At 69.6% G+C, this 25,213-nt stretch carries 25 protein-coding genes; 4 read left to right on the forward strand and 21 right to left on the reverse strand.

The annotated features are described in order from the left end of the window. Window positions 1-80 precede the first annotated feature (80 nt). The 3 genes from ACO2Q3_RS09255 to ACO2Q3_RS09265 are packed head-to-tail and all read right to left on the reverse strand — an operon-like array spanning window position 81 to window position 2,783. Window positions 81-839: a hypothetical protein gene (locus tag ACO2Q3_RS09255; protein ID WP_423306275.1), complete on the reverse strand. Its 759-nt coding sequence runs from the start codon at window positions 837-839 to the stop codon at window positions 81-83. Between the two features lie 26 nt (window positions 840-865). Next, entirely contained in the window at window positions 866-1,798 is a 933-nt protein-coding gene (locus ACO2Q3_RS09260) for a hypothetical protein (RefSeq protein ID WP_423306276.1), read from the reverse strand. A 19-nt stretch (window positions 1,799-1,817) separates the two neighbouring features. Continuing rightward, window positions 1,818-2,783 (reverse strand): hypothetical protein, encoded by a 966-nt coding sequence (locus ACO2Q3_RS09265; protein ID WP_423306277.1) that lies wholly within the window; start codon window positions 2,781-2,783, stop codon window positions 1,818-1,820. A gap of 121 nt (window positions 2,784-2,904) precedes the next feature. Here ACO2Q3_RS09265 and trmFO point away from each other — a divergent pair, with 121 nt between their 5' ends. Beyond that, window positions 2,905-4,338, forward strand: a complete 1,434-nt coding sequence (gene trmFO, locus ACO2Q3_RS09270) for a methylenetetrahydrofolate--tRNA-(uracil(54)-C(5))-methyltransferase (FADH(2)-oxidizing) TrmFO (protein ID WP_423306278.1) — start codon at window positions 2,905-2,907, stop codon at window positions 4,336-4,338. Here trmFO and ACO2Q3_RS09275 read toward each other — a convergent pair. The 7 genes from ACO2Q3_RS09275 to yajC form a co-directional block, all read right to left on the reverse strand. After that, on the reverse strand, window positions 4,335-5,873 hold the full coding sequence (locus ACO2Q3_RS09275; protein ID WP_423306279.1) for a hypothetical protein: 1,539 nt from the start codon (window positions 5,871-5,873) through the stop codon (window positions 4,335-4,337). The genes trmFO and ACO2Q3_RS09275 overlap by 4 nt on opposite strands. A gap of 129 nt (window positions 5,874-6,002) precedes the next feature. Beyond that, window positions 6,003-6,740 (reverse strand): squalene/phytoene synthase family protein, encoded by a 738-nt coding sequence (locus ACO2Q3_RS09280; protein WP_423306280.1) that lies wholly within the window; start codon window positions 6,738-6,740, stop codon window positions 6,003-6,005. Window positions 6,741-6,818: 78 nt separating this feature from the next. Then, window positions 6,819-7,436, reverse strand: a complete 618-nt coding sequence (locus ACO2Q3_RS09285; RefSeq protein ID WP_423306281.1) for a hypothetical protein — start codon at window positions 7,434-7,436, stop codon at window positions 6,819-6,821. Window positions 7,437-7,518: 82 nt separating this feature from the next. After that, window positions 7,519-7,875 (reverse strand): Mth938-like domain-containing protein, encoded by a 357-nt coding sequence (locus tag ACO2Q3_RS09290; protein ID WP_423306282.1) that lies wholly within the window; start codon window positions 7,873-7,875, stop codon window positions 7,519-7,521. Between the two features lie 4 nt (window positions 7,876-7,879). Then, the gene (secF, locus tag ACO2Q3_RS09295; protein WP_423306283.1) at window positions 7,880-8,827 is read right to left on the reverse strand and encodes a protein translocase subunit SecF; all 948 of its coding nucleotides are present in this window, start codon (window positions 8,825-8,827) and stop codon (window positions 7,880-7,882) included. A 13-nt stretch (window positions 8,828-8,840) separates the two neighbouring features. Then, window positions 8,841-10,439: a protein translocase subunit SecD gene (secD, locus tag ACO2Q3_RS09300; protein ID WP_423306284.1), complete on the reverse strand. Its 1,599-nt coding sequence runs from the start codon at window positions 10,437-10,439 to the stop codon at window positions 8,841-8,843. A 21-nt stretch (window positions 10,440-10,460) separates the two neighbouring features. After that, a complete protein-coding gene (yajC, locus tag ACO2Q3_RS09305) occupies window positions 10,461-10,823 on the reverse strand; it encodes a preprotein translocase subunit YajC (RefSeq protein ID WP_423306285.1) in 363 nt (120 codons plus the stop codon). 117 nt (window positions 10,824-10,940) lie between these two features. On the opposite strand from yajC, the gene ACO2Q3_RS09310 reads away from it, so the two are divergent. Beyond that, window positions 10,941-11,792 carry an ATP-binding protein gene (locus tag ACO2Q3_RS09310; RefSeq protein ID WP_423306286.1) on the forward strand — a complete coding sequence of 284 codons (852 nt, stop codon included), beginning with the start codon at window positions 10,941-10,943 and terminating at the stop codon, window positions 11,790-11,792. Between the two features lie 246 nt (window positions 11,793-12,038). Here ACO2Q3_RS09310 and ACO2Q3_RS09315 read toward each other — a convergent pair whose 3' ends face one another. After that, a complete protein-coding gene (locus ACO2Q3_RS09315) occupies window positions 12,039-14,003 on the reverse strand; it encodes a methyl-accepting chemotaxis protein (RefSeq protein ID WP_423306287.1) in 1,965 nt (654 codons plus the stop codon). A 249-nt stretch (window positions 14,004-14,252) separates the two neighbouring features. Here ACO2Q3_RS09315 and ACO2Q3_RS09320 point away from each other — a divergent pair, with 249 nt between their 5' ends. Beyond that, on the forward strand, window positions 14,253-14,564 hold the full coding sequence (locus ACO2Q3_RS09320; protein ID WP_423306288.1) for a hypothetical protein: 312 nt from the start codon (window positions 14,253-14,255) through the stop codon (window positions 14,562-14,564). A 162-nt stretch (window positions 14,565-14,726) separates the two neighbouring features. Here the strand turns inward: ACO2Q3_RS09320 and ACO2Q3_RS09325 are convergent, their stop codons facing one another. From ACO2Q3_RS09325 to ACO2Q3_RS09355, 7 genes are all read right to left on the reverse strand, one after another. Then, the gene (locus ACO2Q3_RS09325; RefSeq protein WP_423306289.1) at window positions 14,727-15,614 is read right to left on the reverse strand and encodes a hypothetical protein; all 888 of its coding nucleotides are present in this window, start codon (window positions 15,612-15,614) and stop codon (window positions 14,727-14,729) included. Window positions 15,615-15,757: 143 nt separating this feature from the next. Continuing rightward, a complete protein-coding gene (locus ACO2Q3_RS09330) occupies window positions 15,758-16,126 on the reverse strand; it encodes a proteinase inhibitor i78 (RefSeq protein ID WP_423306290.1) in 369 nt (122 codons plus the stop codon). Next, window positions 16,108-16,569 carry a DNA polymerase III subunit chi gene (locus ACO2Q3_RS09335; protein ID WP_423306291.1) on the reverse strand — a complete coding sequence of 154 codons (462 nt, stop codon included), beginning with the start codon at window positions 16,567-16,569 and terminating at the stop codon, window positions 16,108-16,110. Before ACO2Q3_RS09335 ends, ACO2Q3_RS09330 begins: the two co-directional genes overlap by 19 nt. Beyond that, window positions 16,566-17,252 carry an alpha/beta hydrolase gene (locus ACO2Q3_RS09340; protein ID WP_423306292.1) on the reverse strand — a complete coding sequence of 229 codons (687 nt, stop codon included), beginning with the start codon at window positions 17,250-17,252 and terminating at the stop codon, window positions 16,566-16,568. The genes ACO2Q3_RS09335 and ACO2Q3_RS09340 overlap by 4 nt, the downstream gene beginning before the upstream one ends. A 5-nt stretch (window positions 17,253-17,257) precedes the next feature. Beyond that, window positions 17,258-18,742 carry a leucyl aminopeptidase gene (locus ACO2Q3_RS09345; RefSeq protein WP_423306293.1) on the reverse strand — a complete coding sequence of 495 codons (1,485 nt, stop codon included), beginning with the start codon at window positions 18,740-18,742 and terminating at the stop codon, window positions 17,258-17,260. 204 nt (window positions 18,743-18,946) lie between these two features. Further along, window positions 18,947-19,354 (reverse strand): DUF805 domain-containing protein, encoded by a 408-nt coding sequence (locus tag ACO2Q3_RS09350; protein WP_423306294.1) that lies wholly within the window; start codon window positions 19,352-19,354, stop codon window positions 18,947-18,949. A 127-nt stretch (window positions 19,355-19,481) separates the two neighbouring features. Then, window positions 19,482-21,482 carry an acetyl-CoA carboxylase biotin carboxylase subunit gene (locus ACO2Q3_RS09355; protein ID WP_423306295.1) on the reverse strand — a complete coding sequence of 667 codons (2,001 nt, stop codon included), beginning with the start codon at window positions 21,480-21,482 and terminating at the stop codon, window positions 19,482-19,484. A gap of 184 nt (window positions 21,483-21,666) precedes the next feature. On the opposite strand from ACO2Q3_RS09355, the gene msrB reads away from it, so the two are divergent. Next, complete coding sequence (msrB, locus tag ACO2Q3_RS09360; RefSeq protein WP_423306296.1) at window positions 21,667-22,155, forward strand: peptide-methionine (R)-S-oxide reductase MsrB; 489 nt, start codon at window positions 21,667-21,669, stop codon at window positions 22,153-22,155. A gap of 281 nt (window positions 22,156-22,436) precedes the next feature. Here msrB and ACO2Q3_RS09365 read toward each other — a convergent pair whose 3' ends face one another. The 3 genes from ACO2Q3_RS09365 to ACO2Q3_RS09375 form a co-directional block, all read right to left on the reverse strand. Beyond that, window positions 22,437-22,604: a hypothetical protein gene (locus ACO2Q3_RS09365; protein ID WP_423306297.1), complete on the reverse strand. Its 168-nt coding sequence runs from the start codon at window positions 22,602-22,604 to the stop codon at window positions 22,437-22,439. A gap of 137 nt (window positions 22,605-22,741) precedes the next feature. Further along, a complete protein-coding gene (locus ACO2Q3_RS09370; protein ID WP_423306298.1) occupies window positions 22,742-24,274 on the reverse strand; it encodes an acyl-CoA carboxylase subunit beta in 1,533 nt (510 codons plus the stop codon). A 115-nt stretch (window positions 24,275-24,389) separates the two neighbouring features. Beyond that, the gene (locus ACO2Q3_RS09375; RefSeq protein WP_423306299.1) at window positions 24,390-25,118 is read right to left on the reverse strand and encodes an ATP12 family chaperone protein; all 729 of its coding nucleotides are present in this window, start codon (window positions 25,116-25,118) and stop codon (window positions 24,390-24,392) included. Between the last annotated feature and the right edge of the window lie 95 nt (window positions 25,119-25,213).

Raw genomic sequence — 25,213 nt, forward strand, 5'->3', positions numbered from 1 at the left:
GCCCGGGGCTCCCGGCGCATCACCCGGAAGCCTTCCGTGGCGGCGGTGACGGGTGAGAAGCGGGACAAGGGTCGGAGCGCTCAGGTCGTGGTTGTGGACTGCCGATAGAGATAGGTCATGAGTCCGGCCTGCAAGGGAAGCGACACGCCGATCGCCGCCAGCGCGAAGGCGAAGGCGCCCTCCGCCCCGCCCGCCAGGCCCGCGGCGCGCACGCCCCAGGCCACGGCGAGGGTGGGAAGGCTGGCCAGGACCAGCGCCGCCAGCGTGGCCAGCACCCGGCCGCGGGTGGTCGGCCAGGCGCTGAGCACCTGCACCTTCTGGCGTTCGACCGTGGCGGCGGCGGAGAACGCCAGCCGCAGGCGCAGCCAGATGACCCCGGCCAGCCCGACCAGGGCCACCGCCCCGGCGATCGACCGGCCGGTGGGGCCCATCGCCGGCAGCCAGGTGGCGGGCTCGGCGGCCTGGAACCCCTTGCCCGCCGCGGCCACGCCGAAGGCCACGGCGCCGACCACCGTCAGCATCAGCGCCGTGATGATGCCCAGCAGGATCAGCTGCAGCAGCCCCGCCACCAGCAGGCGTGGCACGTCGCGGGTCACCCGCGAGCCGGCCAGGGCCGGAACCGACAGGCCAAGGCCAATCCGATAGCAGACCGCCGCCGCCTGGGCGCACCACAGCACCGCGCCGACGCCGACCAGCCAGTCCAGCGGCTCGCCCCGCAGGATGTGGGCGATGGCCAGCAGCAGCGCCGCGGGCAGCAACGCCCCCCAGCCGCGCCGCCAGCCGGTCGCCAGGACGTCGAGCGCGGATCGGAGGGCGGCGGATACGGAGAGGCCTTGCATCGGCGCCTCGTATCAGGCCGCAGGGCTCAGGCGAAGGCCTCCAGCGCGTCGGAGTGGGTCAGGTCGTTCAGCACCCGCGCCCAGGGCGCCGCCATGAAGGCAATCATGCCGCCCGCGATCGGGACGAACAGCAGGATGCCGAACATCGCCCAGGGGATGATCTGGGCCGGCGAGGGCGCCGTGGGGTGCTGCATGAAGCTGCGGATCCCGTCCAGGCCGAAGGTGACGCCCAGCACGCCGGCCGCCAGCAGCAACAGCACCAGCACCAGCACGATCTCGAAGAACAACACGATCAGCACCTGGCAGGCGGCGATGCCGAACAGGGAGGCGACGTGACCCTTGGTGATCGCCCAGGCGTCCGAGACGTTCAGCGTCTTGTCGCGCACGGTCAGCGGGCCCAGCAGCGAGAACCTCAGCCCGACGTAGATCGCCGCCACGGCGGCGGCGATGCCCACCAGCACACCCACCAGCACGCCGATCCCCGGCTGGTGCGCCACCGAGAAGATGCCGACCACCACGATCACGGGGATCATCACCACGACCAGCGCGATGATGAAGGCGAAATAGGCGACGACGCCGACCACGCCCAGCAGCAGTTCCGCCATCGACAGCCGCATGTAGGCGAAGCGCCGCTGGTCCGGGAACAGCACCGCGCGGAAGGCGGCGCAGTACACCACCACAGTGACCGCCGCGCTGGCCAGGCTCAGCAGCAGGTTGAGGCCCTGCATCTGCATCATCTGCGCCATCATCGCCGGGTCCGGCGCCGCCCCGGCCCCCGCCCCCGCTCCACGGGCGGCGGCCGCGCGCGAGAAGATCGTCGCGTACATCGGCAGGTACAGCATCCAGGCCCCGCCGGAGATGGCGGCCTGCAGCAGGCCCCAGCTGAGCACGCTCAGCGGCTTTCTTCGCATCAGGCTGAAGCCTTCGCCGAGAGCGGCGCCGATGGAAACGCGATTCATGAAGGCCTCGACGGAAGGTTCAGGAGAAGGTGGCCGCCACCTCGGCCGGCGGGCGGAGCTGGCGGTAGATGTGCGCCACGGCCCCCCAGGTCATGGCGTTGCCGATACCGATCAAAGCCACCAGCACCACGGCGAACACGGCGATCATCGGCGTCAGCCGGCTGATCCATCCGGCGGCGGTGAGGCTGGCCAGGGTCTGGGCGTTGGAAAGGTCGCTGTTGGCGAAGACGGTCACCCCCGCGGTCACGCCGACGACCATCCAGGCGATGAAATAGATCAGCATCATCATCAGCCAGACCAGCAGCATGGTCATGAAGATCTGGCCGGCGTGGCCCTTGGTGAGGTTCCAGGATTCGAACAGCCGGAACTCCCGCTCGCGGAAGCTCATCACCGCGCCCATCGAGAAGCGCAGCCACAGCCAGATGGTGACCACGGTGATGATGAGCTGGCCGATCAGGCGCAGCCCCAGCGCCCCCGCCATGGCCCCGGCGAAGGCGCCCGGATCGTGCTGCGCGGCGCTGAGACCCGCGCCGCCGGCCATGCCCATGCCGACGGTGACGATCACCAGCGGAATCGACAGCACCGCCTGCACGACCCACAGCAGGAAGCTGAGCACGAAGTTCACCGCGATCAGCCAGAGCTCCTGTCGTCCGAGCCGGAGAAACGCGAAGGCGGAGCGCTCCGGCTCGAGTTCGGTGCGGAACACCGCGCCCTGGATCATCGCGCCGATGAAGATCAGGCCGATGATCAGCAGGCCGATCGCGCCCAGGGCGCTGCCGATCAGGCCGAAGACCTGCTCGGGCCGCGGATCGGCGCCGGCCTTGACCATCGACATGACGGCGACCGCCACGCCGCCGCCGAACAGCACGAGGATCACGGTGACATAGGCGGAGGCGAGCACCCCCCAGGTCAGGACGGAAAACGGCCTGCGGGCGATCAGCCGCAGCCCGGCAGTCGCCGACTCACCCACCTGGATCTCGGCCATCAACCTGCCCTCGAGCCGCTACCGACGTGTAGCTTAAGCAGGAATCGCAGAACACCGCTACGTCGGGCGGCGCAGGGCCCGGACTTTCCCCCAGCCCGCCCGGGGCGTAGAACGCGCCCCCATGTCACAATCCCATTCCAATGACAGCGCCACGCCCGCCGACGGCGTGATCCATGTGATCGGCGGCGGCCTGGCCGGCTCCGAGGCCGCCTGGCAGGCGGCCCAGGCCGGGGCGCGGGTGGTGCTGCACGAAATGCGGCCGGTGGTCGGCACCCCGGCGCACCAGACCGACAAGCTGGCCGAGCTGGTCTGCTCCAACTCGTTCCGCTCCGACGACTGGGCCTACAACGCCGTGGGCCTGCTGCACGCCGAGATGCGGCGCTGCGACTCGCTGATCCTCGCCTGCGGCGACGCGCACCAGACGCCCGCCGGCGGCGCCCTGGCGGTGGACCGCGAGGGGTTCTCGCAGGCGGTCACCGACCGGCTGTTGGCGCATCCGAACGTCACGCTCGAACGCGGCGAGGTGGCCGGCCTGCCCCCGGCGGACTGGGGCAATGTGGTGGTGGCCACCGGCCCCCTCACCTCCCCGGCCCTCACCCAGGCGATCCTGACCCTGACGGGCGAGGACCAGCTGTCGTTCTTCGACGCCATCGCCCCGATCGTGCACGTCGAGAGCATCGACATGGACGTCGCCTGGCGCCAGTCGCGCTACGACAAGGAAGGGCCCGGCGGCGACGCGGCGGCCTACATCAACTGCCCGATGGACCGCGCGCAGTACGAGGCCTTCGTCGACGCCCTGCTGGCCGGGCCGAAGACCGAGTTCAAGGACTGGGAGAACGTCCCCTATTTCGACGGCTGCCTGCCCATCGAGGTGATGGCCGAGCGGGGCCGCGAGACGTTGCGCTATGGCCCGATGAAGCCGATCGGCCTGACCAACCCGCACAACCCCACGGAGAAGGCCTACGCCATCGTCCAGCTGCGTCAGGACAACGCCCTGGGCACGCTGTGGAACATGGTCGGCTTCCAGACCAAGCTGAAGCATGGCGCCCAGACGGAGATCTTCCGCACCATCCCCGGGTTGGAAAAGGCCGTGTTCGCGCGGCTGGGCGGGCTGCACCGCAACACCTTCCTCAACAGTCCCCGCCTGCTGGACCGTCAACTGCGCCTGAAGGCCGATCCACGCCTGCGCTTCGCCGGCCAGGTGACCGGCGTCGAGGGCTATGTGGAGAGCGCGGCCATCGGCCTGATGGCCGGCCGTTTCGCCGCCGCGCAGGCGCTGGGCGGCGCGCTGGAGACGCCGCCGGAGACGACCGCCCTGGGGGCCTTGATCGAGCACGTCACCGGAGGCCACCTCGACGGCGGCAAGGGCTCCTTCCAGCCGATGAACATCAACTATGGCCTGCTGCCGCCGATGGAGGCGCCCAAGCGAGATCCCGGCGGCAAGCGCTACGCCCGCGGCGAACGCGGCCGGGCGAAGAAGAAGGCGATGAGCGAGCGGGCGCTGGCCGACCTGGCCGCGTGGCTGGGCGAGCCGGAGGCGGTCGAGGCGGCCTAGTCGCGCTGGGCCATGCGCTCCAGCATCGCCTGGAAGGCGTCGATGATCCGCTGCACGGCAGGGTTCTTGTACGCCAGCGGGCCGTCGGGGTCCTCCGGATGCACCAGCATGGTGGCGTTGGCTTCGAACACCAGGATGCGGCCGTCGGCCAGGGGCGCGAAGTCGACGCCGCCATAATGCAGGCCCAGCCGCCGGCCGATCTCGCCGATCGCCGCCCACCCGGTCTCGCCGATCACCGCAGCGGGATCTTCCAGAAAGCGCGCCTCCTCGGCCAGCCTGTCGGCGGCGCCGACCATGCCGGCGCTCTCGTAGTGCACCATCCAGTCGTCCGCGACGGCGAAATGGTACGGGAACGGCCGGCCGTCGACGAAGATCACCCGCCCCTTGCGCCAGCGCCCGTCCGCGGATCGATAGTCGTGGTAGCAGGTCAGGTAGACGTCGCCCTGCAGCGCCGGGATCGACGCCCAGTCCGCCTCGGTCTGCACGCGATGGAGGCCCTTGCCGCCGTGCGAGCCCACCGGGCGCACCAGCAGCGGCAAGGCCAGGCCATGCCGCGCCGCCGCGCCCGCCAAGCCCAGCCGGCCTGCCTCTTCCGCCGGCGCGCGCGCGGCGGCCGGCGCGACAACGCCCGGAATGTCCCCCAGCAGGCGAGGAATCTCGTGGCGGTGGGTGCGCATCACCAGGGCCGGATCGTTCAGCAGTGGCTTCGCGTTGCCGGCCAGGAACGCGCGTACGCTCCCGGCGCTGGGACCGGCCAGGTCGGGATCGCCGATGGTGTTGAACACCAGGTCGAAGTCCCCTGCCCGGGCCAGGTCGCCGGGTTGGGCGTGCTCCATGTACCAGATCAGCCGGCTGTAGTGCTGGGCCGGCATCAGATGGCGATAGGGGATGTTGCCGCTCTCGATCGAGGCCAGCACCAGCACGGTCATCCGGCTTTCCGCCGCCGGCTGGGCGAACAGGCTCTGCCGCGAATAGGCCCGCGCCATCAAAGCCCGCGCGGCGTCGCCCTCGCCGCGCCGTTCCAGCACCACCGCCAGCGTCTGGCTGGCGACGATATGACCGGGTTGCAGCGCCAGGGCCCGAAGGGCGTGGTGTTCGGCGCCGGCCTCGATGTCGACGCTAAGGTATACGGCCGCGAGCCGCGCCTCAGCCGACACCAGCCCCGGGGAGAGGCGCAGCGCCTGTTGCAGACAGCGTTGCGCATCGGCCGGGCGATCGAGGTCGGCGTAGGTCTCTCCCAGTTCCAGTTGCAGGGCCGCGTTGCCAGGATCGAAGGCGGCCGCCCGTTCCAGGGTCCGAAGCCGCAGTTCCACGGCCGCATGCGCGTCCTCGGCGGCGCTGCGCAGGTTCAGGGCGGTGGCGTCGCCCGGCGCCCCGGCCAGGGCGGCCGTCGCCGCCGCCATCGCTTCGGCAGGACGGTCGGCGGCGATCAGCATCCGGGCCAGGGTGTTCCACAGCGCCGTCATCGACGGCTGGGCCTCGCACAGCGCCCGCTGGGTGTCGATCTCGGCGCGGTCGGGCGCGTCAGCCGCCATGTCGTTCAGCCCCCTCCGTCGCGACGGCCACCCGTCGCCGGCGCCGACTCGGCCGTAGTCTGACGGGCTCTTGTTGTCGGCCGATGCGTGAATCGTAGCAATCGCGTCGCAGTCGGCCCGCAGGCCGGATCAGACGCGCCCGCGCAGGGTGGCCCATAGCAGGCGCGCCTGCCGACCGAAGGCGCCGCCCTCGCCCGGCGACCGCGCGGCCAGGGCGGCGTGGGCGGCGGCGGGAAAGCTGGCGGGACTGGCGCGAGGCGCCCTGCGATGCTCGGCGAGGGCCTGGCGCGAGGCGGCCTTCGCCGCGCCGGCCTCGGCGAGGCCGATCCGACCGGCCTGGCCGAGCGCCCAGGCCGCCCCGGCGGCGGCGGCGGCGTCCGACGGTCCGCCCGGGTCCAGCATCCGCGCGCTGAGCCGCGCGACCGCCCCCGCCGTCCCCCGGGCCCAGGCGGCCAGTTCCGCCGGCTCCAGCAGCCGCTTGTCGAGCTCCACATAGCGCGCGTCGATCAGGCCCTCGAGGTCCTCGCGCGCCAGCCGGTGGCGGCGTGCGACCTCCGCCAAAGCCAGGGCCGTGGGATGGCGGCGCACCGGACCCTCGCCGAAGATCTCGTCCAGCGCCTCGCGCCACCAGGTCAGGCGGATCTCGCCGATCAGGGCGTTGGAGGCCCGCCGGGGCGCGCGGGCCAGTTCCAGGTCGAAGGCCAGCAGCGCGATCACGTCGGCGCGCGCCGCGGGGTCGGCGATCAGCCGGCTGGCCAGCCAGCGGTCGGGATCACCGCGGCGGACGATGTCGTCGAGATCGTCGAGGTCGTCGAGCCCTTCCGGCGCCGGCCCATGGTCGTGATCGTGGTGCGCGTGGTCGGCCATGGATGGTGAAATGGGCCCCTGGAACGGCAAAGGGCCCGCCGATCCGGCGGGCCCTCGTCCTCTAGACCGAATTGGCGGCTAGCCGAACAGGGTCTGATACATCGCCATCGAGGTCAGCATCGGCAGCGACAGCAGGGTGTTGGTGCGCGAGGCGAGCATGGCGATGCGGGCCGCCTTGGCCTTGGCGTCAGCGTCGGCCTCCTTGATGCCCAGCGCGATCTTCTGGTTCGGCCAGATCACGCCCCAGACGTTCAGGAACATGATCAGCGCCAGGTAGATGCCGATGCCCATCAGGGTGTAGCCGCGGTCGTCGGGGCCGTAGCCGCCGGCGAAGCCCAGGGTGAACACCTTGGCCCCGTAGCCGTGTCCGCGCGTCGCCGCCAGGCAGATGCCGGCCAGGACGGTGCACAGCGCCGCCCAGCGGAACCAGAACAGCGCCTCCGGGGCCACGTACTTGGAGACCGCCGGCTTCAGCTCGGCGGGGATCGCCGGCATCACGCGGATCTGCACGAAGTTGAAATAGTACAGCAGGCCGATCCACAGGATGCCGAACACCACGTGCATCCAGCGGAACACCGCCTGCCAGAAGGTGATGTCGAGCCCGTGCGGACTCTGCGAATAGGCGAAGATCATGATCAGCGCCAAGATGACGCTGAGGATCATGGTGTTGCGGAAGTTCGAGAGTATGCCGGCCATGCCGCGCCCCCTTAAGCGAGTCCTTGCCCTGGACTTGGCATAGCGCCTTTCCGCAGAGGCGCAAAGCGCACGTGGCGGAAGGTCAGACGGCGATCAGGGCCGTGGCGAAGCGGCGGCCTTCCGAGGCCAGCACATTGTGCATCCTCGCCGCCGCCTCGGTGGACATGAATTCCAGGCCGAGCCTGGCCGCGCGCAAGGCTTCGCGGATCTCCCGGGGCGGCAGGGCCTGGGTCGCGCCGGTGCCCAGCAGCACGAATTCCGAGACCGCCGCGCCGGCCGCGATCACGCCCGCGAAGTGGCCGAGACCCAGCTGCGCCAGCGCCGTCACCGGCCAGTCCTGCGGCGAGTCGTCGAGGATCAGCAGCGAGCCCGGCCGCCAGACGCCGGACACGCGGAAGCCGCCGTCCCCATAGGCGTCGATGGACGGGGGCTGGCGCACCGGCTCAGGGCCGCGTGCGGACCGGCGCGATCGGCGTGGCGTCGCCGTCGTCGCGCTTGGCGCCCCACAGCAGGATCACCGGCAGGGCGACGTAGATCGACGAATAGGTGCCGATGATGATGCCGAAGGCCATGGTGAACACCAGCGAGAACAGCGGGTTGCCCGGGTCGACCAGGGCGCCCGACAGCGCCAGCAATGCCGTGGTGCCGGTGATCAGGGTGCGCGACAGCCGCTCGTTTTCGGACAGGTTGATCACCTCCCGCAGCGGCGTGGTCTTGTACTTGCGCAGGTTCTCGCGCAGCCGGTCGAAACTGATCACCTTCTCGTTCATCGAATAGCCGATCACCGTCAGCAGGGCGGCGATCGAGGTCATGGACACCTCGATCCGCGCCACCGACAGCAGGCCGATGGTCAGCACGATGTCGTGGAACAGGGCCAGGATCGCGCCCAGGCCGAACTGCAGCTGGAAGCGGAACCAGATGTAGCCCAGCATCAGCAGCAGGGCGAGGCCCAGCGCTTCGAGGCCCTTGACCAGCAGCTCGCTCGAGAGCTTGGGGCCAACCGTGCTCTGGCTGGTGACCTTCAGACCGGGGAACTTCTGCTGCAGCTGTTGCTGCACGAAGGCGGCGCCTGCGTTGGCGTCCTTGCCGTTCACCGAGCGAAAGCGAACCTGGAAGGTGTTGGGGCCGCCGAAGCCCTGCACGCCCGGGTCGTGCGCGCCGATCTGGTCCAGCGTGGCGCGGACCTGGGCGAGCGGCGCGGGTCCGGGCGTGGAGACGTCCATCACGGAGCCGCCGGCGAAATCGACGCCGAAGTTCATCCCCTGCACGGCGATCGAGATCCCCGAGCCGACGATCAGGAGCGCCGAGAGGATGGCGGCGAAGGGCGCCAGGCCGACGAAGTTGAAATGGGTGGCGCGCGGGACGAGGCGGATGAGGGGCCAGAATTTCATGACAAGGTCCCTCTCAAGTGATCGGCAGGGCTTTGGGCCGGGCGAGCCGGAACCAGAGGCCGATCAGCAGCTGGGTCACCACGATGGCGGTGAACACCGACGTCACGACCCCGATTGCGAGGTTCGTGGCGAACCCTTTCACCGGGCCGGCCCCCAGCCAGAGCATGATCAACGCCGAAATCATCGTCGTGACGTTGGCGTCGAAGATCGAGACCATGGCGCGCCTGTAGCCCGCATCGGCGGCTGCCATGGGCGCGCGCCCGGCGTTGGCCTCGTCCCGCATCCGTTCATAGATCAGCACGTTGGCGTCCACCGCCACGGCCATGGTCAGGATCAGGCCGGCGATGCCCGGCAGGGTCAGGGTCGCCTGGGTCATCGACAGGGCCCCGATCATCATCAGCACGTTCACCACCAGGGCGATGGCCGCATAGACGCCGAACATGCCGTAGGCGACGATGATGAAGGCGAAGATCGCCGCCGCGCCGATGGCCAGCGAGATCTCGCCGGCGCGCACGGCGTCGGCGCCGAGTTCGGCCCCGACGGTGCGCTGTTCCTCGACCTTCAGCGGCGCCGGCAGGGCGCCGGCCTTCAGCTGGATCGCCAGGGTGGTGGCGCTCTCGGGCGTGAAGCTGCCGGTGATCTGACCGTTGCCGGTCAGGATCGGGGTCTGGATGTTGGGCGCGGAGATGATGCGCTTGTCGAGCACGATCGCGAACGGCTTGCCGACGTTCTCGGCGGTCGCCTTGCCGAAGCGCTTGGCCCCCTCGCTGTTGAACGCGAAGCTGACGGCCGCGCGGCCCGACTGGCTGTCGGTGACGAAGGCGGCGTTGGTCAGCATCTCGCCGGTGACCAGGGCGCGCTTCTTGACCAGGTAGCCAGGGCGATAGCCGTCGTCGGAGGGCAGGTACTCGTCGTCGGCCGGCACCTGGCCCGCCGCGAGGTCCTCGGCCGCCGCGGGATCAACATCCACCATCTGGAAGGTCAGCTTGGCGGTCTTGCCGATCAGGGCCTTGAGCTTCTCCGGGTCGCCCTCGCCGGGCGCCTCGATGACGATCCGGCTGGTCCCCTGCTGCGTGATCGACGGCTCCTTGGTGCCGAGCAGGTCGATCCGGCGGCGGATCTTCTCGATCGACTGGGTCACCGCCTCGCGCGCCGCCTGGTCCGTCGCGCCGGGGGCGAAGGCGGCCTGCAGCACCTGGTCGGGCTGGCGGGTGATGACCGTATCGCGCTGCCCGTTGGGCAGCTTGCCGCCCACCTGCTTGCTCAGCAGGTCGAAGGCGGCGTCCACCTTGGCCGGGTCGGTGACCCGCAGGGACACGAAGTTGGCGGCGGCGACCGGGGCGGTGGTCTCGATCTGCTGCTCGCGCAGCTTGGAGCGCATGTCATCCAGCAGAACGCTCAGCCGCTCCTTGTTCAGGGCGTCGGTGTCGACCTCCATCAGCAGGTACGACCCGCCCTGCAGGTCCAGCCCCAGGTTCAGCCGCTGGTGCGGCAGCCAGCCCGGCATCGCCGCCAGGGTCGAATTCGGCAGCAGGTTGGGCAGGGTGAACAGGACACCGAATATCACCGACAGGGTGACGGCGATGATCTTCCAGGGCGACAGCGAGAGCATGGGTGGGCGCGGTCCGCCGGCTCAGGACTTGGCGTCGTTGGCGGGCGCCGGCTCGCCGCGGGTGCGCACGTCCTGCACCATGTCCTTGATCACCTTGACGGTGACGTTCTGGGCGATCTCGATGCCGAGCTCGACGTCCTCGACCCGCACCACCTTGCCCAGCATGCCATTGTTCAGCACCACGGTGTCGCCGCGCTTGATCGACTTGATCTTGTCGGCGTGTTCGCGGGCCCGGCGCTGCTGCGGGCGCAGCATCATGAAATAGAACAGGGCCACGAGCAGGATCGGAAAGCCGATGGTCGACAGCATGTCCGGTCCCAGCAGGCCTCCAAGGCCCGCGGCGGGGGCGGCGGCGGCCAGGACGATGGCGGTCGTAGCAGTCATGATCTCTCCGGAATCGGTCGTGCGCGGCGCCGTTTCGACGGCCCCGCGCAAAGTCGGCGGAAGCTATGCGCTCGCCTCCCCTTTTGCAATGCGGGCTTCATCGGTACTAGGCGCGGCATGGAACAGGACTTCGCCCCCGATATCCGCCAGGACCTCCGTCGCATCGCCGAGGCCCTGGAACGCCTGGCCCCGCCGCCGCAAGCCGAGCCGGACTTCGGCGGCGCCCGCCTCTTCCGCCACGACGCCACCACCGGCGCCTTCATCGCCGCGCCGGACTACGCCCTGCCCCTGGAGCTGCTGATCGGCGTCGAGCGGCAGAAGAGCCGGCTGGTGGAGAACCTGCGCCGCTTCGCCCAGGGCCTGCCGTCGAACCACGCCCTGCTGTGGGGCGTTCGCGGCGCCGGCAAGAGCTCGCTGGCCAAGGGCGCGTTCATGGATGTGGCCCGCGCCGCGCCGGCCATGCGCATGGTGGAGATCGATCGCGACGAGGTGGCCGCCCTCCCCGTCCTGTTCGAGCGGCTGCGCGGCCGGCCGGAGCGGTTCGTGGTGCTGTGCGACGACCTGTCGTTCGAGGATGGCGCCGCGGCGGCCAAGGCGCTGAAGTCGGCGCTGGAGGGCGGCGTCTCCGGTCCGCCCGAGAACACCCTGTTCGTGGCCACCTCCAACCGCCGCCACCTGATGCCGCGCGACCATGTCGAGCACCGCGGCGCCATCGCCGCCGCCGAGGACGCCGAGGAAGAGGTGTCGGTGTCCGACCGGTTCGGCCTCTGGATCGGCTTCCCGCCCATGGACCAGGCCACCTACCTGGCCGCCATCCACGGCTACGCCGAACGCTTCGGCCTGGACCGCAAGGATCTGGAGCGGCGCGCCCTGCAGTGGGCGCAGCTGCGCGGCAGCCGCTCGGGCCGGGTAGCCTGGCAGTTCATCCGCGACCTGGCCGGCGAGATGGGCAAGACGCTGCCGGTGTAGGGCGCCTCGACCGGCCCCCATCCCTCTGTCATCCCGGAATCTGCGCAGCAGATATCCGGGACCGCCGCAAACACTGATGATGGCCGACAGCAGCGGGCGCCAGCGCTTCCCGCGGTCCCGGATATTCGCTCCGCGAATTCCGGGATGACAGAGGGAGGGTGACGGAGGCGCCCCCCTCCCCAAAGAGAAAGGCCCGGACCGATTGCTCGGCCCGGGCCCCGTTGGGTCTCTTCGCTCTGGCGGGAACTAGAACTCTTCCCAGCCGTCGTCGATGCTGGTCTGCAGGGCGGTGGCCATGGCCTGGCGACCGGCGCCCACCGCCTTGAGCACGCGCTCGCTGCGCGCCGGCGGCGGGGCCTGCGGCGCCGGCGCATGCGCGGCCGGGCGGGCGCGGGCATAGTCCTCGCTGCCCTGGCCGATGTTGAACCGGCCGAGCAGACGGGCCAGCTCGTTGGCTTCCTGCAGCAGGGAGTGGCTGGCGGCGGTGGATTCCTCCACCATGGCCGCGTTCTGCTGGGTCACCTGGTCCATCTGGTTGATGGCGGTGTTCACCTGGCCCAGGCCGTCGGCCTGTTCCTGGGCGGACGCCGCGATCTCGCCGACCACCGTATTGATCTCGTTGATCTGGGTGACGATGCGTTCCAGCGCCTTGCCGGCCTCGCCCACCAGCTTCACGCCCTGGTCGACCTGGCCGCTCGAGGCGGTGATAAGCTTCTTGATCTCCTTGGCGGCTTCGGCCGAGCGCTGGGCCAGAGCCCGCACTTCGGAGGCCACCACGGCGAAGCCGCGGCCCGCCTCGCCGGCGCGGGCGGCTTCCACCCCCGCGTTCAGCGCCAGCAGGTTGGTCTGGAAGGCGATCTCGTCGATCACGCCGATGATCTGGCTGATTTCCTTCGACGAGGTCTCGATCTGGTTCATCGCCGACACCGCGCCGCGCACCACTTCACCGGAGTGGGTGGCGTCGGTCTTGGTGTTGGTCACCACCTCGCGGGCGTGGTTCGAACCGTCGGCGGTGGTCTTCACCGTGGCGGTGATCTGGTCCAGGGCCGCGGCGGTCTGTTCCAGGGCGGCGGCCTGCTGCTCGGTGCGGCGCGACAGGTCGTCGGCGGCCGAGGAGATCTCGTTGGAGCCGCTCTGGATGCCGCCCGTGGCGTGGGAGATCACCCGCAGGGTGTCTTCCAGCTGGCTGATCGCACCGTTGAAGTCGGTGCGCAGCTTGGCGTACTCGCCCGGGAACTCGGCGCTGATGCGGAAGGTCAGGTCGCCCTGCGCCAGCCGCTCCAGACCGCCGGCCAGGTTGGTCACCACCAGGGCCTGCTGGCGCGCGGCCTCGGCGGCGGCGGCTTCCTTGGCCCGGCGCTCTTCCTCGGTCATGTTGCGAGCCGTTTCCTGTTCGGCGCGCAGCTGTTCGAGGTGCAGCTGATTGTCGCGGAACACCATCAGCGACTTCACCACCGCGCCCAGTTCGTCCCGGCGCTCGAGGCTGGCCAGGTCGACGCCGTTGTTGCCCGCGGCCAGGGTCTCGGTGGCCTTGGCGATCTGCATGATCGACTTGCGGGTGGTCAGCACGGTGATCGCCGAGATGGCGCCCACGGCCAGCATGGTGATCAGGCCCGCCAGGATGGTGGCGGTGACCGCCGCATTGGCGTTGTGCTCGGTGTCGTCGGCGCGCTGATCGGTCGCAGCCCGCGCGGCGGTGAGCGCCTTGTTCAGCGTCACGGTCATCTGTTCGTAGCTGTCTTCGAACGGCGAGACGAAGCCGGCGGCGGCCTGGAAGTCGGCCCCCACCATGCCGCCCACCACGTCGACGGCGCTGCGCGTGTCGCTGAGCTGCTTGATCAGCTGGTCGAACACCGGGCGTTGCGACACCGGCTCGACGGCGCGGATCGCCTTCACCTCGGTGGTGATGGCGTCGAATTCCTTCAGCAGCGCCTGCATCTGCCCATCGATCTTGTCCTTGTCGATGTTGGCCGCCGCGTGCGTGAGGATCTTGTAGAGATCGCCGTGCGCGGCGGCGATGCGACGCGAAACGTCCTGCATGCGCATGGCCGCCGGCATGTCCGACTTCACGACACGGTGCAGTTCAGCCGCCTCGTTCTTCTGGACGATGATGCTGCCGCCCGCGAGCACCGCGAACATGGCCAGCGCAATGGCCGGAGCGAACCCGATCTTGATGATCATGGGTACGTCCGAAAGCCTAAACCCCTTCATTATTCCGCCCCAAAGCGAGTCGCCGGCCCAACTCCGGCAGGGCGCATATTCAGGAGACAATGCTAACGGAACCTAACCATGGTTACGATAAAAGGTAACCGGCCGTTCTTCTCATGGTAAACGAAGACTTACTGAAGAGAACGAGGTGCAGATTGAGGTCTGAATGAGTCGAAAAATTGTCGGGGTGGCTTGTTATTAACCTTTGCATGGCATCAAGCGGCACCGTCCAATTTTATCGAGGAGAAGCGGATGAAAAACTCAATCGCGATTGCCGGGGGAATTATCGGCAGCTTTCTTATTGCCGGCACGTCGCTGGCCGACGGCGGGTTCTCCGCCCACGTCAGCCAATGCGTTGAAAAGTTTGCCAACCCGGCCATGGGCGCGAGCGTGATGCTCGAGTGCAACGCCGCCGACGGCAAGCTCGCCGACTGCAAGGTCGTCGAGAACAGCGCGCCGGGCAAGGGTTTCGACAAGGCCGCCACCTGCGTCGCCAGCTTCATCCCGATGGCCGGCAAGACCGGCACCGTGCGGGTGCCCGTCAAGTTCCAGCCCGCGGCCTAACCAGCCGATCGGCCCTGGACGGGGCTGAAGCGCCCCCCGACGCGAGCCGCGTCGGGGGGCGTTTCGCGTTTTGGGACCTTGTTGCGGCAGGTTCGGTCTTTCGTTGCCACCAGGCCAGCGCCGGGTCGCCTCGACACACGGGTCAGATCGGGGATGGCCGGCTCAGGCGGCCTGGGGCCGGGCCTTGGGTCCGATGCGCATGCGCTTTTCGGCCTCGACGATCCGGGCGCACAGCACGTCCAGTTCGGATTCCAGGGAGAAGCTGGCGTAGGCCTTGACCTCGCTCAGCGCCACCTGGGCGCGGGGCATCATCTCGCAATAGCGCTTCCAGGCCACGTGGGCCTCGCGCGCGCTCCACTTGGAATGGGTCAGCGGCTTCCACAGGTCGATGCGCATCAGCTCGTCGCGGCTGTCACGCATCACGGGCAGGCAGGTGTAAAGGAACAGGAAGGCGGGCGTGGCGTGCTGCTGGACTTCCGGCCGCACGGCCAGGCGCCAGGCGCGGAAGGCCATGAAGAAGGTCTCACGCCGCTTCTCGTCCGCGGGCAACCAGATGGCCTTTTGATTGACCATCCTGTCGGCGTTCTTCACCTCGCCGGCGACGGCGTCGGCGGTGGCGCCCTGGTTCATCGCCATCAGGATCGGCTGCAGGGGCGTCTTCAGGGTGTCCGTCAGGCTGGTGACGCTGACGGTGTCGCCGCTCAGGCTGGTCCACTGGCCATAGCCGCCGTTGGCGGCGGTCGGCGGCCGGGCCGGCGCCGGTTTGGGCTTGGTCCCCTTGGGCGCCCAGCGGACCTTGCCAGGCCCGTAGCTGCGCTCGTTCTCATAGATCGGCAGCAGCAGATGGTCCGGGCTCGGACATGGGCCGACATCGATCAGGAACTGCTTGAACGTCTTCCATTCCGAGGACACGCCGACCCCGCGACGCAACATGATGCTGCGGTGGGTGTCGGCTTCGCGGCGATAGCGGACCATGAGGTCGCGCGGATCCATCCGCACGATCTCGCGGCGCCATTCCGGCGTCAGTTTCTCCTGAACGTCATCAGGCAAGACGACAACTCCCCATGACGGGCACAATGTCGCACTTGTCTTAAGCAACCTTTAGGACCGCGCCCTGGCGCGACCGGTAGACGCAAAGTTGCGCGCGACGCCTTGTGGAATAAGGGTTCGCGTAACTATCGCCGTCAGCCAACTCAGCCGCAGGTTATCGAGGTAATCGTCCCAGTGGCAGCATCGAAGCGAATTGTTTGTCTGTTCGGCACGAAGTCCTGGGTGACCGGACAGGTGGTGCAGACCACACGTCTCAGGCGCGGCTCCAACGGAATGGGGATCTCGGTCTTCTGATGGCCGATCAGGCCCTGCAGGCCGGACGCGCCGCACTGGTCGGGCGCCGGCGGCGGCGGCTTCGGCGCGGGCGGCGGCGCGGGTTGGGCGGCAGGCGGCGGCGGGGGCGGCAGAGCCGGCGCCGGCCGCGGCGGCTGGTCCGTGGCGCACGCCGCCAGCCAGACGAAGCCGGCCGCGGCAAGGCCGGCCTTCAGCCGGGTCAGGCCTGCTTTTGCCATCCGCGCGTCTCTCCCTGCCGCCAATAGGACACCGGCGCGCCCGCCGCCTTGAACTGCGACCAGCGTCGCCGCGCCAGTGAGAGCGCCGATTCGTCACGCCCGTCGAACAGCACGATGCAGCGCTCGAAGCCGTCGATCTCGCCCGGCTCGGCGCCGTCGATCAGGAACAACGCCTGAGCGCCGTTTACGTTGTCCAGTCCCTGGGTCAGCAGCACCGGCTGGCGCTCGGCCATCGGCTCGCCGGTGTGGCCGTGCGGCAGGAAGCTGTCGTCGCGGTACGACCACAGCCAGCCGTCCAGATGGTCGATGCGCTCGGCCTGCGGCGTGCGCACCAGCGCGCGCCAGCCCCGCGCCAGGGTCTTTTCCAGCAGTTCCGGCAGCACCTGGTCCAGCGTCGAGCGCTCCAGGTGGTAGAACCACACCTCGCAGCCGCCCTCGCTCACGCCTCCGCCTCCAGCCTGGCCAACGCCTCCAGCATCAGGTCGGCGACCTTATCAGGGTCGGTGAGCATGGCGAGGTGGTGCAGATCGGCGCGCACCACGGTCCAGGCCCCGTCGCGCGCGGCCAGCGCCTCGCGCACATAGCCGCCGGACAGCTGGACGTAGGCCGTGCTCACGGCGGGCGGGAACGGCCAGGCGGGCGCCGGCGCCTGAAGATAGCTCAGCGGCGGCGACGGCAGCTCGGCCAGGAAGGCCGCCTTGACGGCCGGCTCGGCGAGGCTGTTCTCCGGCGCGCCGATGCTGAACCAGCGGTTCCAGGGCGGCAGCCGCCCGTCCTGCGCCAGGCCGCGCAGGCGCTTGACCAGCGCCGGCGGCGCCGTGTCGAACCAGCTGCGCCCGGGATGCGGCAGGATGGCGTCGACGAAGAGCGTGGCCTGGGGCTTCAGCGTGGCCGCCACGCCGGCCAGCAGCCCCCCTGCCCCGCTGTGCCCCACCAGCACGTCCGGCGGGCCGGCCTCCAGGGCCCGCGCCGCGATGCGGTCGGCCAGCTGCTGATAGTCCTCGTCCGGCTGCACCGGCCCGGGATCGACGGCCCGCGCCTGATGCCCGCGCGCCTCAAGGGCGGCCGCGGTCGGACGCCAGCACCCTGGCCCGACCAGCGGGCTGTGGACCAGGGCGAAGCGCAACGGGATCAGCCCTCGTAGAAGTCGGCGACCAGCTTATCCAGCAGCCGCACCCCGAAGCCGGTGGCGCCGTTGGGCGCGATCGGCGAGGTCGAGGACGACTTCCAGACCGGCCCGGCGATGTCCAGGTGCGCCCAGACGGTGTCCTTGACGAACCGCTGGATGAACAGGGCGGCGGTGATCGAGCCACCCGGGCGGCCGCCGGTGTTCTTCACGTCGGCGACATTGCTGTCGATCTGCTTTTCGTAGGCCGGCGGCAGCGGCATGCGCCACAGGGTCTCGTCGGTGGCCTTGGAGGCGGCCAGCAGGTTGTCGGCCAGGGTGTCATCGTTGGCGTAGAGACCGCCGTAGTCCTTGCCCAGGCCGACGATGATCGCCCCGGTGAGGGTCGCCAGATCGATCAGGAACTTCGGCTTGAAGCGCTGCTGGCAGTACCAGACGGCGTCGGCCAGCACGAGGCGGCCCTCCGCGTCGGTGTTGATCACCTCGATGGTCTGGCCGGACATGCTGGTGACCACGTCGCCGGGACGCTGCGCATTGCCGTCCGGCATGTTCTCGACCAGGCCGAGGATGCCCACCGCGTTGACCTTGGCCTTGCGGCTGGCCAGGGCGCGCATCACGCCCGTGACGGCGGCCGCGCCGCCCATGTCGGTGATCATCTCCTCCATGCCGTCCGCAGGCTTGAGGCTGATGCCGCCGGTGTCGAAGCACACGCCCTTGCCGACGAAGGCCACCGGCTGGGCGCTGGCGTCCTTGGCGCCCTTCCACTGGATGATCGCCAGCTGGCTCTCGCGGACGCTGCCCTGGCCAACGCCCAGCAGCGAGCCCATGCCCAGCTTCTTCATCTCCTTCTCGCCGAGAATCTCGACCTCGAGGCCGAGATCGGTCAGCTTCTTCACCCGCCGCGCGAACTCCTCCGGATAGAGGACGTTGGCCGGTTCGGAGACCAGGTCGCGGGCCAGGATGATGGAATCGGCCAGGCCGGACAGCGGCTTGAACGCCTTGGACGCCGGCTTCGGCCCCTCCACCGCGACCAGGACCTTGGCCACGGACGGCTTCTTTTCCGGCTTCTCGGTGGTGCGGTAGCGGTCGAAGCGGTAGGCCGCCAGGGTGACCCCGAAGGCGGCGGCCGCGGCGGCTTCGGCGGCGACGTCGCCCAGGCGGATCACCAGGCTGTCGCAGCCGGAGGTCTTCACCGCGTTGAAGGCGTGCGCGGCGGACAGCTCGGCGTTGCGCTCGCCCCAGGCGTCCTTCTTGCCGGCGCCCACCAGCACCAGACGGGCGGCGTCCAGCCCCTGCACGGCGATCAGGTCGAGGGTCTGCCCCAGCGTGCCCTTGAAGCGGCTGCCGGCGACGGCGCGGCGCAGGACGCCGCCCAGCTGCAGGTCGAGGGCCTCGGCGGCGGAGGAGAACTGGCCATCCTCGAAGGCGACCACGGCCACGGCGGCCGCGGCGCCGACGGGCGCGTCGGCGGCAACGAAATCGATCTTCATCAAGCGCTCCAGAACGGACCGGAAAACGGTTCTGAGGCGTCGTAGTCCAATGCGGCCCTACAGGAAAGCGCGCCGATGGCTGAGCTTTTCACGGACGCGGCGATTCCGGCGCGCGATCGTGCCGGCCTGGCGCCGGAAAGGGCACGATCACCCCCTCCGGCGCCGGCCGGCTTTACGACAGAGCCTGACCGGATCAGGCCCCGGCTAGATCGGATTGAGCTGCGCGCCGCCGAGGCCCTTGGGCGACGGGCCGTACTTGTTCGGCCCCGGGGTGCCGTCCAGGAAGCCGCACTCGATCAGCGTCCAGAGCGCGCCGATCAGCGGAATGAAGGCGATCAGCACCATCCAGCCGGTCTTGTCGCGGTCATGCCAGCGCTTCACCTGCAGCGCCAGCGACGGATAGAGCAGCGCCAGGATCAGGATCCAGCCGACCACCGCCGGTCCGGCGAACATGGCGCTGGGGTTCTGTCCCGAGGCCGCCATGCTGGCGGCGCCGCCAAGCGTGACCGACATGATCACCATCTCGACCACCCAGAGGATGATCGCGCCGATCCAGAAGTGCAGCCGCCGCAGACGGCCATCGAAGCTGAGAAACATGTGCTGGAAGTTCACGGAGACGCCCCTTCTCGGTTTTGTCGTCCAGTGCAGCTAACACCCAATCGCGGCTGATCGACAAGCGTTCACCGATCACCGTTCCGCGTATTGGGCTCCCGCCCGCGGCCGCCTCGCTGCAGATCGCTCAGGCCAGTTCGGCCAGCACGTCGTCGGCGGCGACGCTGTCGCCGGCCTTGGCGCCCACGGTCTTGATCACCCCGTCGCGCTCGGCGCGGATGATGTTCTGCATCTTCATCGCCTCGATGACGCAGACCACCTGGCCTTCCTTGACCTCCTCGCCGACCGCCACGTCCATCGACACCACCAGCCCCGGCATCGGCGAGATCACCAGCCGCGAGGTGTCGGGCGGCGTCTTCGCCGGCAGCCGCTGGTGCAGGTCGGCCGACACCGGCGTCAGCACCAGAACCGGCATCTTCGCCGCGCGGTGGCGGATCACGAAGCCCTCGGCGGCAGGCGAGGCTGTGACGGAAAAGGCCTGGTCGTTGAGACGCGCCTTGAACAGCGCCCGCCCCGGCCGCCAGTCGACCTCGTCCAGGGTCAGGGTGCGCTTCTCGTCGGTCAGGGTGATGGTCAGCACGTCGCCGGACTGGCTCAGGCGCACCGGCCGGCGCGCCTTGCCGGCTACCACGACCCAGTCCTCGCGGCTCAGCGGCGAGGTCAGGCCGTTGCCGATCCTGCGCGCGCGGCGCGCCAGGGTCAGGTGCATCCAGGCCGCCGCGGCGGTGACCAGGTCGCGCTGCCAGTCGCTGGGCTCCAGGCCGTGGAAGCCGTCGGGGAACTCGTCGGCGATATAGTTGGTCGACAGCTGGCCCGAGGCGAAGCGCGGCTGGTCCATCACCGCCGAGAGGAACGGGATGTTGTGGCCCAGGCCCTCGACGTGGAAGTCCTCCAGCGCCCGGGCCATGCCGGCCACCGCCCCGGCGCGATCCGGCGCCCAGGCGCACAGCTTGGCGATCATCGGGTCGTAGAACATCGAGATCTCGTCGCCCTCGCGCACGCCGGTGTCGTTGCGCACGCGATAGCCTTCCGCCTCGCCCTCCGCCGGCGGCTCGTAGCGCACCAGCCGGCCGATCGAAGGCAGGAACTTGCGGTACGGATCCTCGGCATAGATCCGGCTCTCGATCGCCCAGCCCTGGATGGCCAGGTTCTCCTGGCCGAACGTAAGCGGCTCGCCGGCCGCCACGCGCAGCATCTGCTCCACCAGGTCGACCCCGGTGATCAGCTCGGTGACCGGGTGCTCCACCTGCAGGCGGGTGTTCATCTCCAGGAAATAGAACGACTTGTCCTGGCCGGCGACGAACTCCACCGTGCCGGCGCTGTCGTAGCCGACCGCCTGAGCCAGGGCGACGGCCTGGGCGCCCATGGCCATGCGCGTCTCGTGGTCGAGCAGCGGCGAAGGCGCCTCCTCGATGACCTTCTGGTTGCGGCGCTGGATCGAGCACTCGCGCTCGAACAGGTGCACCATGTGGCCGTGCTTGTCGCCCAGCACCTGGATTTCCACGTGCCGCGGGTTCTCGATGAACTTCTCGATGAAGATCCGGTCGTCGCCGAACGCGCCCTTGGCCTCGGCGCGCACGGCGGGGAAGCCCTCCTCCACGTCCCGGCGGTTCCAGGCGACGCGGATGCCCTTGCCGCCGCCGCCGGCGGAGGCCTTGATCATCACCGGATAGCCGATCTCCTCGGAGATCCGGATGGCGTGGTCGACGCCGTCGATCTCGCCGACATGGCCCGGCACCACCGACACCTTGGCCGCGGCGGCGAACTTCTTGCTCTCGATCTTGTCGCCCATCGCCTCGATGGCGTGCGGGTTGGGGCCGATGAAGACGATGCCCGCGTCGGCGCAGGCCCGGGCGAACGAGGCCTTCTCGGACAGGAAGCCGAAGCCGGGGTGCACCGCCTGCGCCCCGGTATCCAGGCACGCCTGGATGATCCTGTCGGCCAGCAGATACGACTGCGCGGCCGGCGGCGGGCCGATGAACACCGACTCGTCGGCCATCTCCACCGCCAGGCTGTCGGCGTCGGCCTCGGAATAGACCACCACCGTCTGCACCCCCAGGCGGCGGCAGGTCTTGATGATCCGCACGGCGATCTCGCCGCGGTTGGCGATCAGGATTTTCGAGAACATGCGCTTCCGTGAGCCCGTTTCGGCATTATGTTCGCGGGGTAGACGTCCGCCGTCCTCCTGACAACAGTGCCGCCGCGTCACGGCCCCGCCCGGATCGCCGCCGCTTGCGAAAAGGCGGCTTTGATTCAAGCGCCGGGGATCGGTCGGACGGCACTGTGCCACCTTCGCCTGCTGGAGACCCGCCATGACCGACACCGCCACCGCCCCCCACCTCTCGGCCTCCGGCTTCGACCTGACCCCGCCGAGCCCGGACGAGCGCAAGGCGCTGGAAGCGGGCCTCAGCCAGGAAGAACGCGACGTTCTCCTGCACCACGGCACCGAGGCGCCGTTCTGCGGCGGCCTCCTGGATAACAAGGAGGACGGGGTCTACTGCTGCCGCCTGTGCGGCCTGCCGCTGTTCCAGGCCAAGACCAAGTTCGAGAGCGGCACGGGCTGGCCCAGCTTCTTCGCCCCGTTCGACGAGGACCACGTGCGCGGCATCCGCGACACCTCCTACGGCATGATCCGCATCGAGACCCGCTGCGCGCGCTGCGACAGCCACCAGGGCCACGTCTTCCCCGACGGCCCCGCCCCCACCCGGCTGCGCTACTGCATCAACTCGGTGTCGCTGGAATTCGTGATGAACGGCCAGCCGCTGAGGGACCCGCTGAAGCGCGGCGATCACATCGCCTAATCCCCTTGGAAGTCCGCCCTCCCCTTCATGGGGAGGGACAGGCGGCGAAGCCGCCAGGGTGGGGAACGCCCGCCGACGCCACGCCACCCAGCGGGGCTTCGGCGCACGCCACCCGACTCCCCCACCCTGATCGCTTCGCGATCTGTCCCTCCCCACGAGGGGGAGGGTGGGCGATCTGTCCCTCCCCACGAGGGGGAGGGCTGAAACGCAAAAACGCCGCCCCATCGCTGGGGCGGCGTCGAAAGCGCACGGCGCCGGGGCGGACCCCGGCGGCCTTCGGCTTACTTGTGCTTCTTGCGCTTATCGCCGTCGGTGATGTCGGCGATGGTGCCCGAGAGCGGTTCGCCGCCGGCGCTGGTGACGATTTCACCGGCGTCCTGCACGCCCTTCTTGGCTTGATGGTATTCCGGGTGCGGCTTCTCTTCCGCGGGCTTGTTCTCGTCGGCCATGATGGCTCTCCCTCAGATTCGCATCTGCAAATTAGACAAACTCTGGGCCGCGCGCCCCTAATGTGTCGCGGCCAGCATGGCATGCCGCCGCGACGATGTCAGCCTTCGCCGAACGCCGGACGCCGAAAGACGGCGCCTCAGAGCGGAATGTTGTCGTGCTTCTTCCAGGGATTGGAGAGCTGCTTGTTCTTCAGGCTCTTGAGCGCCCGCACGATGCGCCGCCGCGTCGAGTGCGGCATGATCACGTCGTCGATATAGCCGCGCGAGGCGGCCACGAACGGGTTGGCGAAGTGGGTCTTGTACTCCTGCTCCCGCTCGGCCAGCCGCTCGGGCGCGTTCATGTCGGCGCGGAAGATGATTTCCACCGCCTGCTTGGGCCCCATCACCGCGATCTCGGCGGTGGGCCAGGCGTAGTTGAAGTCGCCGCGGATGTTCTTGGACGCCATCACGTCGAACGCGCCGCCGTAGGCCTTGCGGGTGATCACCGTCACCTTCGGCACCGTGGCCTCGGCATAGGCGAACAGCAGCTTGGCGCCGTGCTTGATCAGCGCGCCCTGCTCCTGCTTGGTCCCCGGCATGAAGCCCGGCACGTCGACGAAGGTGACGATCGGGATGCCGAAGGCGTCGCAGAAGCGCACGAAACGGGCCGCCTTGCGCGAGGCGTCGATGTCGAGCACCCCGGCCAGCACCTGCGGCTGGTTGGCCACGAAACCCACCGTCTCGCCGTCCATGCGGCCGAAGCCGATCAGGATGTTCTTGGCGTAGTCCGGGCTGATCTCGAAGAAGTCGGCCTCGTCGACCACCTTCAGGATCAGCTCGCGCATGTCGTACGGCTTGTTCGGGTTGGCCGGCACCAGGCTGTCGAGCGACTTCTCGTTGCGGAACGGCTCGTCGAAGCTCTCGCGCACCGGCGGCTTCTCGCGGTTCGACAGGGGCAGGAAGTCCACCAGCCGGCGCACTTGGGTCAGGGCTTCCAGGTCGTTCTCGAACGCGCCGTCGGCGACGCCGGACTTCAGGGCGTGCACGCGGTAGCCGCCCAGCTCCTCGTGGGTGACGTCCTCGTTGATCACCGTGCGCACCACGTCGGGGCCGGTGACGTACATGTACGAGGTGTCCTTCACCATGAAGATGAAGTCGGTCATCGCCGGCGAATAGACGTCGCCGCCGGCGCAGGGCCCCATGATCACGCTGATCTGCGGCACCACGCCGGACGACAGCACGTTCTGCAGGAAGATGTCGGCGTAGCCGGCCAGGCTGTCGACGCCCTCCTGGATGCGCGCGCCGCCGGCGTCGAACAGGCCGATGATCGGCGCGCCGTTGCGCGCGGCCATCTCCTGTACCTTGACGATCTTCTCGGCGTGCGCCTTCGACAGCGACCCGCCGAACACGGTGAAATCCTTGGAGAAGACGTACACCACCCGGCCGTTGATGGTGCCCCAGCCGGTGACCACCCCGTCCCCCGGGATGCGCTGCGATTCCATGCCGAAGTCGTGGCTGCGGTGCTCGACGAACATGTCGAACTCCTCGAACGACTCCTCGTCCAGCAGCAGGTCCAGGCGCTCGCGGGCCGTCAGCTTGCCCTTGGCGTGCTGGCTGTCGATCCGCTTGCCGCCGCCCCCGGCCCTGGCCTGGGCGCGGCGCTTCTCGAGCTCCTCGAGGATGTGCTGCATGGGGCGTATCCCTCCACCGAAACTGGCCGCCAAAATCAAGGCGCCCAGCCCTAGACGCGGCGCCTTCACCTGACAAGCTCACGCCAGGGCGCCCTGGCGACGCCCGCGGATGCGGTCAGCCGGCGCCCAGCGCCCGGAACCAGCGCTCGAGCATGTCGGCCTCGCGGGCCATGGCGGCGGTGCGCTGCGCGGCCTCCTCGTCGAGGCCCCACTGTTCCTCCTGGAACGCCTCGTCCAGGCGCGAGAGGGCGAAGGCGTCCTCGCCGGTCAGGCGGCCGCGGGCCACCGCCAGGGCCAGCACGGTGGAGCCGAACAGCGCCGCGCCGAACGCCAGCCCGGCCAGGGCGAAGTCGTCCGCCTCCAGCGCCAGGGCGCGGGCCCGCTGGAGGCTCTGCGACGGCTGCGCGCGGTGCATGACGCCCTCGACCCGCACCAGGGCCACGCCGAGCTCGGTGTCGGCCCATTCCAGCATCGGCGACCAGGCCGCCTCCTGACGGCTGACCAGGGCCACGGGGGCCTCGGCGAAATAGCAGACAAGGTCGGAGCCGGCGTAGCTGGCGATCGTCTCGGCCGTGGCCTCGCGGGCGCCGGCGACCCCGTCCAGCGCGGTATAGGCCAGGCGGGTCAGCGGCATGGTGGCCAGGTCGATGTGCTCGCCCTGGGCGCGCCACTCGGCGGCGATCGCCTCGGCCAGGGCCTCGGTGGGCGCCTCCAGCCGCCGCCCGCCCGGAGACTTGGGCGCCCGCCCGTCCAGCCGCACCTCGAAGCCCACCGCCACGGGCTCGACCGTCGCCGTCTTGTAGAAGCGGCGCGGCTTTTCCAGGTTCTCGACGGGCTGGTGCAAGGCTTGTCCTCGGGCATTCGGGGGGCGTTCGGGGCCGGCGCCGCGACGGAAGCGGCTGGCCATGGCGTGCAACCATCAAATTCCGCGACGGTTCG

Source organism: Caulobacter sp. KR2-114 (assembly GCF_049446115.1).
Lineage (GTDB): Bacteria > Pseudomonadota > Alphaproteobacteria > Caulobacterales > Caulobacteraceae > Acaudatibacter.

Coding starts and splice junctions, on each gene's coding strand:
- ACO2Q3_RS09310 (WP_423306286.1), top strand. CDS start 10,941: ATGGAACAGGACTTCGCCCCCGATATCCGCCAGGACCTCCGTCGCATC.
- secD (WP_423306284.1), bottom strand. CDS start 10,439: ATGCTCTCGCTGTCGCCCTGGAAGATCATCGCCGTCACCCTGTCGGTG.
- ACO2Q3_RS09315 (WP_423306287.1), bottom strand. CDS start 14,003: ATGAAGGGGTTTAGGCTTTCGGACGTACCCATGATCATCAAGATCGGG.
- yajC (WP_423306285.1), bottom strand. CDS start 10,823: ATGACTGCTACGACCGCCATCGTCCTGGCCGCCGCCGCCCCCGCCGCG.
- ACO2Q3_RS09280 (WP_423306280.1), bottom strand. CDS start 6,740: ATGGCCGACCACGCGCACCACGATCACGACCATGGGCCGGCGCCGGAA.
- ACO2Q3_RS09365 (WP_423306297.1), bottom strand. CDS start 22,604: ATGGCCGACGAGAACAAGCCCGCGGAAGAGAAGCCGCACCCGGAATAC.
- ACO2Q3_RS09320 (WP_423306288.1), top strand. CDS start 14,253: ATGAAAAACTCAATCGCGATTGCCGGGGGAATTATCGGCAGCTTTCTT.
- ACO2Q3_RS09260 (WP_423306276.1), bottom strand. CDS start 1,798: ATGAATCGCGTTTCCATCGGCGCCGCTCTCGGCGAAGGCTTCAGCCTG.
- ACO2Q3_RS09265 (WP_423306277.1), bottom strand. CDS start 2,783: ATGGCCGAGATCCAGGTGGGTGAGTCGGCGACTGCCGGGCTGCGGCTG.
- ACO2Q3_RS09345 (WP_423306293.1), bottom strand. CDS start 18,742: ATGAAGATCGATTTCGTTGCCGCCGACGCGCCCGTCGGCGCCGCGGCC.
- secF (WP_423306283.1), bottom strand. CDS start 8,827: ATGAAATTCTGGCCCCTCATCCGCCTCGTCCCGCGCGCCACCCATTTC.
- ACO2Q3_RS09275 (WP_423306279.1), bottom strand. CDS start 5,873: ATGGCGGCTGACGCGCCCGACCGCGCCGAGATCGACACCCAGCGGGCG.
- ACO2Q3_RS09355 (WP_423306295.1), bottom strand. CDS start 21,482: ATGTTCTCGAAAATCCTGATCGCCAACCGCGGCGAGATCGCCGTGCGG.
- ACO2Q3_RS09370 (WP_423306298.1), bottom strand. CDS start 24,274: ATGCAGCACATCCTCGAGGAGCTCGAGAAGCGCCGCGCCCAGGCCAGG.
- ACO2Q3_RS09285 (WP_423306281.1), bottom strand. CDS start 7,436: ATGGCCGGCATACTCTCGAACTTCCGCAACACCATGATCCTCAGCGTC.
- ACO2Q3_RS09255 (WP_423306275.1), bottom strand. CDS start 839: ATGCAAGGCCTCTCCGTATCCGCCGCCCTCCGATCCGCGCTCGACGTC.
- msrB (WP_423306296.1), top strand. CDS start 21,667: ATGACCGACACCGCCACCGCCCCCCACCTCTCGGCCTCCGGCTTCGAC.
- trmFO (WP_423306278.1), top strand. CDS start 2,905: ATGTCACAATCCCATTCCAATGACAGCGCCACGCCCGCCGACGGCGTG.
- ACO2Q3_RS09330 (WP_423306290.1), bottom strand. CDS start 16,126: ATGGCAAAAGCAGGCCTGACCCGGCTGAAGGCCGGCCTTGCCGCGGCC.